Annotated in this window: 10 protein-coding genes; 7 read left to right on the top strand and 3 right to left on the bottom strand. The window is 72.6% G+C overall.

Annotation, left to right across the window (positions count from 1 at the left end; translation table 11 throughout):
* Positions 1 to 56: 56 nt before the first annotated feature.
* The 3 genes from ACZ6WH_RS20900 to ACZ6WH_RS20910 form a co-directional block, all read right to left on the bottom strand.
* A complete protein-coding gene (locus ACZ6WH_RS20900; RefSeq protein WP_469729865.1) occupies positions 57 to 779 on the bottom strand; it encodes a TetR-like C-terminal domain-containing protein in 723 nt (240 codons plus the stop codon).
* A 154-nt stretch (positions 780 to 933) separates the two neighbouring features.
* Complete coding sequence (locus tag ACZ6WH_RS20905) at positions 934 to 3192, bottom strand: tetratricopeptide repeat protein (protein ID WP_469729866.1); 2259 nt, start codon at positions 3190 to 3192, stop codon at positions 934 to 936.
* Between the two features lie 309 nt (positions 3193 to 3501).
* Entirely contained in the window at positions 3502 to 3987 is a 486-nt protein-coding gene (locus ACZ6WH_RS20910) for an ATP-binding protein (RefSeq protein WP_469729867.1), read from the bottom strand.
* Positions 3988 to 4649: 662 nt separating this feature from the next.
* On the opposite strand from ACZ6WH_RS20910, the gene ACZ6WH_RS20915 reads away from it, so the two are divergent.
* From ACZ6WH_RS20915 to pheA, 7 genes are all read left to right on the top strand, one after another.
* Positions 4650 to 5573 carry a hypothetical protein gene (locus ACZ6WH_RS20915; RefSeq protein ID WP_469729868.1) on the top strand — a complete coding sequence of 308 codons (924 nt, stop codon included), beginning with the start codon at positions 4650 to 4652 and terminating at the stop codon, positions 5571 to 5573.
* 125 nt (positions 5574 to 5698) lie between these two features.
* Positions 5699 to 6493 (top strand): YcnI family copper-binding membrane protein, encoded by a 795-nt coding sequence (locus ACZ6WH_RS20920; RefSeq protein WP_469729869.1) that lies wholly within the window; start codon positions 5699 to 5701, stop codon positions 6491 to 6493.
* A gap of 131 nt (positions 6494 to 6624) precedes the next feature.
* The gene (locus ACZ6WH_RS20925) at positions 6625 to 7284 is read left to right on the top strand and encodes an SCO family protein (RefSeq protein WP_469729870.1); all 660 of its coding nucleotides are present in this window, start codon (positions 6625 to 6627) and stop codon (positions 7282 to 7284) included.
* Positions 7281 to 7739: a copper chaperone PCu(A)C gene (locus ACZ6WH_RS20930; RefSeq protein ID WP_469729871.1), complete on the top strand. Its 459-nt coding sequence runs from the start codon at positions 7281 to 7283 to the stop codon at positions 7737 to 7739. The genes ACZ6WH_RS20925 and ACZ6WH_RS20930 overlap by 4 nt, the downstream gene beginning before the upstream one ends.
* A 13-nt stretch (positions 7740 to 7752) precedes the next feature.
* Positions 7753 to 9867 carry a copper resistance CopC/CopD family protein gene (locus ACZ6WH_RS20935; RefSeq protein WP_469729872.1) on the top strand — a complete coding sequence of 705 codons (2115 nt, stop codon included), beginning with the start codon at positions 7753 to 7755 and terminating at the stop codon, positions 9865 to 9867.
* Positions 9867 to 11171 (top strand): iron uptake transporter deferrochelatase/peroxidase subunit, encoded by a 1305-nt coding sequence (efeB, locus tag ACZ6WH_RS20940; RefSeq protein WP_469729873.1) that lies wholly within the window; start codon positions 9867 to 9869, stop codon positions 11169 to 11171. The genes ACZ6WH_RS20935 and efeB overlap by 1 nt, the downstream gene beginning before the upstream one ends.
* A gap of 150 nt (positions 11172 to 11321) precedes the next feature.
* The gene (gene pheA / locus ACZ6WH_RS20945; protein ID WP_469729874.1) at positions 11322 to 12248 is read left to right on the top strand and encodes a prephenate dehydratase; all 927 of its coding nucleotides are present in this window, start codon (positions 11322 to 11324) and stop codon (positions 12246 to 12248) included.
* The last annotated feature ends 89 nt before the right edge of the window (positions 12249 to 12337 follow it).

The raw sequence follows: 12337 nt of genomic DNA on the forward strand, positions 1-12337 counted from the left end.
GCGTTCCTGACGAAGCGGGATCGCGAGACGGGTTCGTGAGACGGGGAACGGCCCGCTCACTGGTCCCCTGAGTCTCCTGCCTCCGAGTCGCCTGACTCCCCTGAGCGCGGCCGCGGCACGTTTCCGCCCGCCCCCGCACGCGCCACCGGTACATCGCGGAGGCTCTCCGTACGGACGTACGCTCCCGCCTTCGCCGCGGCATACGTGGCGAACGTGGCGGACTCCACGAGTTCCAGGTCCACCGGGCGGCGCACCACCAGCATCCGGTAGTAGAACGGCGCGCCCAGGGCGCCGACCACCGCCGGCGCGTCCGTGCCCGGGGGCAGCTCGCCGCGTTCGATCGCGTGCCGTACCAGAGCGCCTGCCACGCCCAGCCGGTCTTCGAAGAAGTCGCGCAGTACCTCTTCCGCGCGCGGATCGCGGGCGGCCGCCGACACGACGGCTTCTATCATCGCGCGGTTGCGCCTGTCCTCGTAGAACGCGCCGATGGCGCGGGCCAGGGCGCGCAGGTCTCCGCAGAGCGAGCCGGAGTCGGGGATGGGGATGACGTCGGCGCTGCGCTGGGTCAGCAGCCCGCAGACCAGTCCCTCCACGGAGCGCCATCGACGGTAGATCGTCGCCTGGTGCACGCCCGACCGCTGGGCGACCCGCTCCATGGACAGTCCCGCGAACCCCACCTCACCGAGTTCGTCGAAGACAGCGGCGAACACGGCGTCCCGTGTACGCGCGGTACGGCCCCCGGGGCGGGTTCTGCCCGGGGGGTGCTGCGTGGTGCTCATGAAGGCACTCCGGATTGCCAGCGATCGATCACACGAAGTATTGTCCAGATCGCTAACGCGAGTCACTTCGCGTTAGCGCCTGCGCCCTGAGGCGCACCCACCGGGGGACGCCGAGCACGGGGGACTCGGCATGGGGGTGCGCCCGGGGCGCGTTTTACGCGTTGCGGAACAGCTCGAGTCGCTCCTGTGCCTTGTGAGTCCAGGGGTGATCGGGACCGAGTGTTCGGATCCGACCCGCTAAGACCGCTGCAACGTTGTCCACGGCCTCAGCGTGTTCTCCCAGCGCGTTGAGGATGCGGCTCAGCAGCATCCTCGCGTTCAGAGTGGTCAGATACTCGGGCCCGCAGCACCTGACATACGACGCGAGGGCGCGGCGGGCAGCGGGCAGTGCCTTGCAGTACTGCCCCGCGGCAAATAGGGCCGCCGCAAAATTGAGCTCACTGCTCAGTGTGATTCCGTGATCCGGTCCCAGATCTGCATGGCAGGTATCGATCAGCGCTGCCCCTGCGGCGATGTCATCATCGGCGCTCGGCCCGCTCCTGACGGTCAACGCCTTCGACCGCGCGAGCAGAGTCAGGGGATGTACCGGTCCGAGCGTCGAGGAACGTCCTGCCAGTGCACGCAGAGCGAGCGGTCGTGCCTCCGTGCCTCGTCCTTGTGCGTTCAGCGCGTGGAACAGGCCCAGGCAGCACGTCATCGCGTCCAGGGAATCTCGCCCCAACGCTTCCTCGCAGTCGGCAAGAACGCCACGATGAACGGCCTCAGACTCCTCGAACCGCCCCAACCTGCAGAGGGCACGCCCCAACCGCTCACGCAGTCGCAGAGTTACCGGATGAGACTCGCCCAATCGCGGCGTGCTCAGTCCGATGGCCTGCTTGGCCAGTGCTAGCGCAGCCGCGTAATCAGCGCCCCGATGTAGGGAGAGCACCAATCGCAGCAACGATTCGGCGACGGCCTCCGCCGTCGAGTGGGACACCTGCGGTGTGTCGGCGACTCGCCGCAGCAATGCGACCGCGTGAGGTACTAGCAGGCTGGCCCACGGGGCCAACTTTCCACGCTCCGGGACCTCTGGGAGCAAGGACAGCAGCTGCTTCGCAGCCGATACGGCCAGCCGTTCGCGCTGCTCAGTCGTTGCCTCTCGCCACACGCTGTCCAGCAGTACCCCGTGCGTCCGCAGGCACCGCACGGTGCCCGGCACAACCTCGGTGAGCGACTGGTCGAGAAGGCCCCGTAAGGCCGTTTCGACACGGCGGGCCGGGAGGGCTTCGCCCATGTCGAGGCCGGACAGCACCGACAGTGGCAACGGGTCCCCCGACCAGCACGCCAGTAGCCGTAGCAGCGTGACCGACTCGGGCAGGCCCTGTGACGTCAGCGCGTTCAGGGAGAACTGCCATGTGCTGCTGACCAGGTGGCGGGAGTCGCCGCCCCCGGTGGCCTCGGCCCCCTGGTCCAAGAGCTCTATCGGGTCCAGCCCCTCCCCGCCCTCCAGGTTGGCGCCGTACTGGGTCATCGTCCATGGGTCGATGACCTGGTGAGCGAGGAAGCCGCCGGCGAGGGTCAGGGCCAGGGGGAGGCGGCCGAGGCGTTCGGCCACCGCTTCGGCCTCCTCCAGGGTGCCGGCCTCGGGGGCCAGGTCGCAGAGGACCTGGGCGGCGTCGGCCTTCGGGAGGACGCCCAGTTGGAGGAGTTCCGCGCCGGGCCACCAGTGACGGGCCGCCTGGCGGGTGGTGACCAGGACCGTTCCCCGGGGGCTGGTGCGCAGCCAGCCGCCGTCACGGAGGACCGCCGGGTCGTCGGCGTTGTCCAGGACGAGGAGCCAGGGGCGGTCGGAGCGGTCCAGGTGGTCCCAGACCAGGTCGGCGGCGGCGCGCAGACCGCTGCGGGCCGCGGTCAGTTCGCCGTCGCCCGCACCCCGGTCGGCCGCCACCGCCAGCATGCCCGTACGCAAAGACGCCGTGTCCGAGGCGTTCACCCACAGGCCGACGCGGCCCGCCTGGGACGTCGCGTGCTGGAAGAGCGTGTACGCCACGGCCGTCTTGCCGCAGCCCCCGAGACCGTGCAGGACGTAGACCTGGCCCCCGGCGCCCGGCGCGACGCCGGCGCGGAGGCGGTCCATCAGGTCGGTACGGTCGCGGAGGACCGTGGGGGCGCGGCCCACGGAGGGCCAGCGGACGGAGTCCAGGCCGGACCACGCACCGCCACTGCCACCGCCACCGGTGCCGCCCGGCCCGCCGCCACCGCCCTCGGGGCCATGATGGTGGTGCTCGATGATGTGCTGGTCGCCGGACGCCTGGTAGACCCGGCCATGACCGATCGCCCGGGCGTCATTGCCGCCGGTGCCGGGGACACTGCCCGCACCGGGAGCGCCGCCCGTACCGGTACCGCCGCCCGTACCGGGATCGCCGCCGTTCACACCGTTCCCCCTCCCGCCGTGTACCGCACGGGAGTTCAGCGTAGATCACGAGACTGACACCGGCCTGGGCATTGGGGAAGCCAGCCCGCACCTTGGGGCGGACCGACGAAGCCCGCACTGTGGGGCGGACCGGCAACGGAAGCGGGACCGGTACCGGCGCTGCGGCACGGCCCCGCACCGACACCGGCACCGGCACTGCGGCACGGCCCCGCATCGGCACTGCGGCACGGCCTCGCACCCGCACCCGCACCCGCACCGCCGAACGGCGGGGCACCCGCGCCACCACACGGCCCCGCCCCTGGAGAAACGTCACGGCATTTGGAGCAGCGCGCCCTCGCGCCACTTGAGGACCTTGTCGAAGCTGACCACGGCGCCCCGGCGTCCCGTGCGGTTGCGGTAGCGGACCTGGTCGGTGAGGGCCTCGATCAAGAAGAGCCCCCGTCCGTGCTCGGCCTGAGCGGGGGCGGGGGCGTGTCGGCGGGGCGGTGCGGGCTCCGTCCGAGGGGAACGTTCAGGGGACCCGGGGCCGGCGGCCCGGTCGTGGAACCCCGGCCCGGAGTCCGTGACCTCGATACGGCACGTGTCACCGTCGATGAACGCGGTGACGCGGTACTCCTCGGCCGTGCCGTCGCCGTGCTCGACGGCGTTCGCGCAGGCCTCGGTGAGGGCGAGCGAGAGGTCGTAACAGACGTCCGGGTCGACGCCCGCGGTCTCCATCGTCCCCAGCAGCAGACGGCGCGCGAGCGGCACGCTCGCTGCCTCCCGCCGAAGATGGAGGGACCACCAGATGCTCATCGCTCCAGCCTCCTGGCCGCGGCTCGACATATCGATACGTATTGCCGCGCTCCATGGTCGGTAAGCGTGGGTTTGACGTGACTCCGCCCATTCGGCGGACGCGGCCACTGAGCGTACCGGTGTAAAAGGCCCATGGGCGCGCCCCTTCGTGCGCCCCTGCAATTGCGGTAGCGGTACTCCGGCCGATCTTCCGTGGATCTGTGGGGGCTCCGGAGCGCGTCGGGGCGGACGGTCCTGGTCACGACCTGGTCGCAGCCCAGGTCGAGTGACCGTTTGAAACCGCTTACTGTCCGTCTACGACCGTTTGCATCTTTCTACTGATTGTCGAAGTGCGAACGGTTGCGCATGTACGGATGAGAAGCGCGGCGGCCCGGCCGTCTGCATATCTGTAGCCACCCTCGGAACACCCCCGGGCGGGCCGCCGGAATGTCCGGAATCGGCTACGGCCTCTGGACGGCGCCCCGCGCCGCCTCTCCCAGCCGTCCCCTTTCCCCTACCCGTCTCCCGGCGCCGGCCACCACGGAGCGGCACCATCACCGCGGGGTGCCCCCGCAACGCCCCGCCCGCGGCCTCTCCTTGTCCGGGACCGTCCGCCCCCTTGTCCGGGACCGTCCGCCCTGCCGTATGCGTCCGGTACGTGCAGTGGGATGATGGCGGCCGTCATGACTTCCCCCGAGGGGCGCGCCGCGGCCGATCTGCGGTTGCTGAGGGCCGCGGTGTTCACCGCGGCCTGCGTCGCGCTGGCCGCCGCGGGGCACATGATCGGTTCCTGCGCCACCGTCCCTCTGTGGACGCTGGGCGCGGGCTGCCTCGGAGTGCTGGCCGTCGCCGTACCTCTTGCGGGCCGCGAACGCTCGCTTCCGGGGATCGCCGTGGCGCTCGCCTTCGGGCAGCTCGTTCTGCACGCCCTCTTCATGCTGGGCCAGCGCGGCCTGGCGGTACGGCTGCCGGCCGACGGCGTGCACGGGCTGAGCGACCGTGCGGCGATCGGGCTCGCCCGCCAGATGACCTGCGGGTTCGGCTCGACGCGCCTCACGGGTACGCAGGCCAGGGAGATGCTCGCGGACGCCGGGATCGGCCCCGCGGGAGGAGCCGCCGGTGCTCACGCCGCACAGGGCTCGACGGCGCACGCCGCCATGGCCCACGGCACCACCGGGCAGGGCATGGCCGCACACGACATGGCCGCGCAGGGTGCGACCGGTACGGGCGGCGGGCTGTCGGCGGCCGCCCAGCACCTCGGTCTCGGCTCGCTGACCGGGCTGCTGCCGTCGCTTCCCATGCTGCTCGGGCACCTGCTCGCGGCGCTCGCCGCGGGCTGGCTGCTGCGCCGCGGCGAGGCCGCGCTGTGGCGGCTGGTACGGCTGTCCGCGCCCGCCGCGCGAGAGGCCACGGCCGCCGCGTCGATGAGCGCGCTGCGTACCGCGCTGCGCCTCGTACACGCCCTGTGCGCAGGGCTGCTGGGCGCCGCGGACCCTACTCCGCGCGCCTCCGTTTCGTACGAGCATGACAAAGCCGGGCCCGAAGAGCTCACGCTGCAGCACAGTGTGGTCAGGCGGGGGCCGCCCCACTTCGCCCTCGCGGCCTGACGCACACGCAGCTCACGTATGCCCGCAGGACGGGTTCCCGGACGGGGTCCGGAGGGCTGACGTGCCGTCGCCGCACGCGCGCCACCATCAGCCTTCCTTCTCTCCTGTCTGAGGAGTGTTCCGTCATGTCGGACACCACGCTGTCGAGCACCGCCCCGGCCGCCATCCCGGCCACCGCTCCCGCCCGCCGCCGTACGGCGCTGCGCCGGCTCCCCGTCGTCGGCGGTGCCGCGGCGGGCGTCGTCCTGCTGCTCGCCGGGCCCGCCTTCGCGCACGTCAGCGTGCAGCCGGGGCAGGCCGCCAAGGGCGACTACGCGACCGTCGACTTCAAGGTCCCCAACGAGCGGGACAACGCCTCGACCGTGAAGCTGGAGGTCGACCTGCCCGCCGACCACCCGCTGGCGTCCGCGATGCCGCAGCCGGTGCCGGGCTGGGACGTGAAGGTCACCAAGTCCAAGCTGGACAAGCCGATCGAGTCGCACGGCGAGAAGCTCACCGAGGCGGTCACCAAGATCACTTGGACCGGCGGCAAGATCGAGCCCGGCCAGTTCCAGCAGTTCCCGGTCTCGCTCGGCGCGCTCCCCGAGGACACCGACCAGCTCGTCTTCAAGGCGCTCCAGACGTACGACAACAAGGAGGTCGTGCGCTGGATCGAGCCCGCCAAGGAGGGCGCGCCGGAGCCCGAGAACCCCGCGCCGGTCCTCAAGCTCGTCGACGCCGAGCACGCGGAGCAGGGCGGCGGTACGGACACCGCGGGCGCCCAGGACGACAAGGGCGGCACGGACGCCGGCAAGAGCACCACGGCCGCGGCCGACGGCGGCACCGACAACACCGCGCGCGTCCTGGGCGTGATCGGCATCGTGGTCGGCGTGGCCGGCGTCGGCTTCGGCGTGCTCGCCGGCCGCCGCCGCACCAGCTGAACCGGCCCCCGCAGCACCTGTGGCGGCCGGCCCGCGATCCGGCCGCCACAGCACGCCACCGGCCCGGCGTTCCCGGCCGGTGGCCCACCCCGGTCGGCACCACCAACGGACATACGGGATATCACTCAGTAATGCGCAGAACACCCAAGCTCGCGGCCGCCGCCCTCGTGGCCGCCGCGGCCCTCACCCTCACGGCCTGCGGCAGCGACAGCGGGAGCGACGGCGCCAACGGCCCCGCCGCCAGCGTCTCCGGCACCCAGTCCAAGCCGGTCGTCACGCTCGACGAGCCGATGGAGAAGCCGGACCTGGTCCTCACGGACAGCGACGGCAAGAAGTACGACCTGATCGAGGAGACCAAGGGGCGGCCGACGCTGATCTACTTCGGCTACACCCACTGTCCCGACGCCTGCCCGGCCGTGATGGGCAACATCGACGTGGCGCGCAAGCAGCTGCCGAAGGCGGAGCAGAAGAAGCTGCGGATCGTCTTCGTGACGACCGACCCGGACCGGGACACCCCGAAGCGGCTGAAGTCCTGGCTGAACGGTTTCGGCGGCGACATCGTCGGCCTGACGGGCGACTTCGACACCATCCAGGGCGCCGCCTCGGCCGTGAACGTCGGCGTCTCCAAGCCGGTCAAGAAGAAGAACGGCGACATCATCGTCGACCACGGGCTGCAGGTCCTGATGGCCTCCCCGAAGGACGACAGGATCCACTGGCTCGGCATGAAGGACGCGGGGGCCGAGGACTACGCCCACGCCCTTCCCAAGATCATCAAGGGGCAGAACCCGTGAACCGCCGTATCGCATGCGCCGCCGCGCTCGCCGCCACCGCCGCCCTCACCCTCGCCGGCTGCGGCGGGGACAGCGCTCCCGAACTGAAGGTCTCCGGCGCGTACATGCCGCAGCCCGTCATGAAGGACATGGCCGGCGGCTTCCTCGTCGTCAAGAACACCGGGGACACCCCCGACAAGCTGACCTCGGTGACCAGCGACCTCTCCGACGACGTGACGATCCACCGGACCGTCGGCGCCAAGATGGAGCAGGTCAAGTCCCTGGACATCCCCGCGCACGGCGAGCTGAAGCTCTCCCGCGGCGGCAACCACCTGATGTTCATGGCGCTGAAGAAGAAGCCCGAGAACGGCGACAAGGTCTCCGTCGAGCTGCGCTTCGACAAGGCGAAGCCCATCAAGGCCGAGATGCCGGTCAAGGCCACCAACTACAACCCGCAGCACGCCGGGCACCAGTAGGGGGAGTTACGCCATGACGCTCACCGTTCCCCGCGCCACGGCCGGGGCCCGCAGGCCCGGCCCGAGTGCCGTACCGCGCCGCGGCCGGACCGCCGCGGCGCTGCGCCTGCTGGTCCTCGCCGCCGCGCTGCTCGGCGCGCTGCTGGGCGGCGCCGCGCCGGCGTCCGCGCACGCCGCGCTGACGGACAGCTCGCCGGCGCAGGGAGCGGTGCTGCAGAAGGCGCCCCCACAGGTCACGCTGTCCTTCTCCGAAGGCGTCTCGATGGGCGACGACTCCATCCGGGTGCTGGACCCCAAGGGCAAGCGCATCGACCGCGGCAAGCTGCTCGACCTGTGCAGCGGCAGCACCGTCAAGTACGGCACGGGGCTGCCGCCCGGCCTCCCCGACGGCACGTACACGGTGGCCTGGCAGGCCGTGTCGGCCGACAGCCACCCGGTCTCCGGCGCGTTCACCTTCTCCGTGGGCGCCCCTTCGAAGTCCGCCGCCGTGGTGCCTCAGCAGGAGGCCGGCGGCGGGCTGGTCGGCGCGCTGTACGGCATCGCGCGGTACGTGGCGTACGCGGCGTTCGCGCTCCTCGTGGGCGGCGCGTGCTTCGTGCTGGCCTGCCGGCCGTCGGCGGCTCGCCACCGCCCCGTCCAGCGGCTGGTGGTGTGGAGCTGGGCGACGCTCACCGTGGCCACCATCGTGCTGCTCCTGCTGCGCGCCCCGTACACCGGGTCCGGCGATCTCGCCGACGTACTCGACCTCGGCGGGCTCAAGGCGGTGCTGACCACGAAGCCCGGCGGCGCGCTGGTCTCCAGGGTGCTGCTGCTCGCCGCGGCCGCGCTCTTCATGGCGGTGCTCTTCGGCGCGTACGCACGTGCCGAGGAGGAGGGCGACACGAAGCGCCGCAAGGACCTCGCCTTCGGGCTGGGGGTCGGCGGCGCGGTCGTCGCGGCGGGGCTCGCCGCGACCTGGGCGATGGCCGAGCACGCCTCGACCGGCCTGCAGACCGCGGTCGCGATGCCGGTGGACGTGGTGCACCTGCTGGCCGTGGCCGTGTGGCTCGGCGGGCTGACCGCCCTGCTGGTCTCCCTGTACCGGGGCCCGGCCCTCGAGGGCGCGGCCGTGCGGCGCTTCTCCCGCCTCGCCTTCGCCGCCGTACTGAACCTCGTCGTCACCGGCGTCTACCAGTCCTGGCGTCAGGTCGGCACCTGGCGGGCGCTCACGGACACCTCGTACGGGCAGCTGCTGCTGATCAAGGTCGGCCTGGTCGTGGTGCTCGTCGGGGTCGCGTGGGTGTCCCGGCGGTGGACGGGGCGGCTCGCCGAGCCGGCCGCTGCCGCCGTACCGGGCGACGAGGGCGGCACGGGGGCCGTACCGGGCGACGGCGGCACGGGGGCCGTACCGGCCCAGGGCGGCTCTCCCGAACCCGTACCGGTGGCCTCGTCGGCCACGGAGCAGGCCACGGCGGCGGAGGCCGCCACGGAGGAAGCCAGGGCGGAGCAATCCGGGGCGGAGGTGACCGCGGAAGCGGCCGCCGCCGGGAAGGCGACCGCCGAGGAGGCCGATCCCTCCCCCGAGCGCGCCGCGCAGCTCGCCCGGCAGCGGGCCGCCGTCGCCGACGCCCGGCGCAAGCGCGTCCGGGACGCCGACCCCGTGCGGTACGGGCTGCGCCGCTCCGTGCTCACCGAGGCCGGCATCGCCGTCGTCCTGCTGGCCGTGACCACCGTCCTCACCTCCACCGAACCGGCCCGCACGGAGCAGGCCGTACGGGACTCGGGCCAGTTCGCCGAGGCCGCCCGGCCGGTCTCCGTGACCGTGCCCTTCGACACGCTGGGCCCCAAGGGCAAGGGCACCGCGCGGCTCGACCTGGACCCGGCGCGCACCGGCCAGGCCAACGTCCTGCACCTGCGGATCTCCGGCCCGGACGGTGCCGCGCGCGACGTCCCCGAGGTGCGGGTCTCCTTCACCTCGAAGGCCAAGAACCTCGGCCCGCTCCCGGCCACGCTCGAACACAGCGGTACCGGACACTGGACGGCGCGGGGCGTGCAGCTGCCGACGGCCGGCACCTGGCAGCTCTCCCTTGTAGTCCGCACCTCCGACATCGATCAGGTGACCGAGACCAGGAACGTGAAGATCAACTGATGACCGAGAACTCCACCAAGACGGCCGGGGCGGCCGAGGCCGCCGGCGATTCCGCCGCGTCCGGCGCGGACGCCGCACCCGGCGCGCTCTCCCGCCGCCGCCTCCTCGGTACGGTCGGCGCCGCCGGGGCCGCCGGACTCGTCGTCGGCGGCGCGGGCGGCGCGTTCGGCACCGTGGCGGCCCAGGACGACGCGCCGAAGCTCAGCACGCTGGGCGCGTCCGAGGTCGCGTTCCGCGCCGACCGCCGGGCGCCGCAGGCGGGCATCACCACCCCGATGCAGGCCCGCTGCCATCTGGTCGCGTTCGACCTGGCCCCGAGTGCGGGGCGCAAGGCAGCCGCCGGCCTGATGCGCCGCTGGTCCGCGCTGGCCGAGAAGCTGATGGCCGGCGAGGTACCCGCCGACGACAGCGGGGTGGCGCTGGACGCGGGGCCCGCCTCCCTCACCGTCACCTTCGGTTTCGGCCACAGTTTCTTCGGCCGTACGGAGCTGACCGCGCGGCGCCCGATGCAGCTCGAACCGCTGCCCCCTTTCTCGGCCGACGCGCTGGACCCGAAGCGCAGCAACGGCGACCTGTGGATCCAGGTCGGCGCCGACGACGCGCTGGTCGCCTTCCATGCGCTGCGCGCGCTGCAGAAGGAGGCCGGGGAGACCGCGCGGCTGCGGTGGCAGATGAACGGCTTCAACCGCAGCCCCGGGGCCACCGCGCAGCCGATGACCACCCGCAACCTGATGGGCCAGGTCGACGGCACGAACAACCCCAAGCAGTCCGACAAGGACTTCGATGAGCGCGTCTTCGTGGGGCGCGACGCGGACCAGCAGTGGATGCGCGGCGGCTCGTACGTGGTGCTGCGCCGTATCCGGATGCTGCTGGACTCGTGGGAGAAGAAGTCGCGGTCCGAACAGGAGCGGGTGATCGGCCGCCGCAAGGCCGACGGCGCCCCGCTGTCCGGCGGCGACGAGCACACCCCGATGGACCTGAACAAGACCGGCAGGGACGGCTCCCCGGTCATCCCGGCGGACGCGCACGCCCGTATCGCGGCGCCCGAGTCCAACCAGGGCGCCGCGATGCTGCGCCGCCCGTTCTCGTACCACGACGGCTTCCGCGACGACGGCGCCCCGGACGCCGGGCTGCTCTTCATGGCCTGGCAGGCCGACCCGCTCCGGGCCTTCACCCAGATCCAGCGGAAGCTGGACCGCGGGGACGCCCTCTCGCCGTTCCTCCGGCACGAGGCGAGCGGGCTGTACGCGGTACCGGCGGTGGAGCCGTCGGGGTACGTCGGCCAGCCGCTGCTGGAGGGCTGAGCGGCCGCCTGCCGCCCCGCGCGGCCGCTCCGGGCGGTATGGGGACGGCCGGCGACGGCGGGCGGGCGTCGCCGGCGCCTGACGGCCTCCGGCGGGCGAGTACGGTAAGGGACCCGGGACAGAAGCGAGCCCCGGAGAAGGAGTGAACGGATGTCGGCCAGCCGCTACACGTATCTCGGGCCCGCGGGCACCTTCACCGAGGCAGCCCTGCGCACCCTGCCCGAGGCGGCGACGCGCGAGCTGGTGCCGATGGTGTCCGTACCCGCCGCGCTGGACGCGGTCCGCGCGGGCGAGGCGGCAGGCGCGCTGGTGCCGATCGAGAACTCCGTGGAGGGCGGCATCACCACCACCCTCGACGAACTGGCCGCCGGCGGGCACCTGATGATCTACCGCGAGGTGCTGCTGCCGATCGCCTTCGCGCTGCTGGCCCGCCCCGGGACCGAGCTGTCCGACGTGAAGACCGTGACCGGGCACCCCGCGGCCCAGGCGCAGGTGCGCAAGTGGCTCGGCGAGCACCTGCCGGAGTCGGTGTGGGAGTCGGCGGCGTCCAACGCGGACGGCGCGCGGCTGGTCCAGGAGGGCCGGTACGACGCGGCGTTCGCCGGCGAGTTCGCGGCCGCCACGTACGGCCTGACGCCGCTGGTCACCGACATTCACGACGCGCAGAACGCGGCGACCCGGTTCGTCCTGGTCGGCCGCCCCGCGCGGCCCGCTGCCCGTACGGGCGCCGACAAGACCTCGGTCGTGCTGTGGCTGCGCGAGAACCACCCCGGTGCGCTGCTGGAGCTGCTGCAGGAGTTCGCCGGCCGCGGGGTCAGCATGATGCGGATCGAGTCCCGGCCGACCGGTGACGGCATCGGCCAGTACTGCTTCTCCGTGGACTGCGAGGGGCACCTCACCGACCGGCGGGTGGGCGAGGTGCTGATGGGGCTGAAGCGGATCTGCCGGGACGTGCGGTTCCTCGGTTCCTACCCGCGCGCGGACGAGGTCGTGTCGGAGGTCCGTCCCGAGACCGCCGACGACGCCTTCCTGGAGGCGTCGGACTGGCTGACCCGGTGCCTGGACGGGCGGGCCTGACCGGGCCCCTCGCAGTTGTCCCCAGGTTGCCCACAGGACTGTCCACAGAGTTATCCACAGGCCCCGTTCTCGGCCTGGGGACAAGTCGA

The organism is Streptomyces sp. NPDC050806 (genome assembly GCF_055586425.1).

What these genes read in the sequence shown, in the direction of transcription:
- pheA (WP_469729874.1), top strand. Translation starts at nt 11,322, where the DNA reads ATGTCGGCCAGCCGCTACACGTATCTCGGGCCCGCGGGCACCTTCACC.
- efeB (WP_469729873.1), top strand. Translation starts at nt 9,867, where the DNA reads ATGACCGAGAACTCCACCAAGACGGCCGGGGCGGCCGAGGCCGCCGGC.
- ACZ6WH_RS20925 (WP_469729870.1), top strand. Translation starts at nt 6,625, where the DNA reads ATGCGCAGAACACCCAAGCTCGCGGCCGCCGCCCTCGTGGCCGCCGCG.
- ACZ6WH_RS20920 (WP_469729869.1), top strand. Translation starts at nt 5,699, where the DNA reads ATGTCGGACACCACGCTGTCGAGCACCGCCCCGGCCGCCATCCCGGCC.
- ACZ6WH_RS20935 (WP_469729872.1), top strand. Translation starts at nt 7,753, where the DNA reads ATGACGCTCACCGTTCCCCGCGCCACGGCCGGGGCCCGCAGGCCCGGC.
- ACZ6WH_RS20915 (WP_469729868.1), top strand. Translation starts at nt 4,650, where the DNA reads ATGACTTCCCCCGAGGGGCGCGCCGCGGCCGATCTGCGGTTGCTGAGG.
- ACZ6WH_RS20900 (WP_469729865.1), bottom strand. Translation starts at nt 779, where the DNA reads ATGAGCACCACGCAGCACCCCCCGGGCAGAACCCGCCCCGGGGGCCGT.
- ACZ6WH_RS20910 (WP_469729867.1), bottom strand. Translation starts at nt 3,987, where the DNA reads ATGAGCATCTGGTGGTCCCTCCATCTTCGGCGGGAGGCAGCGAGCGTG.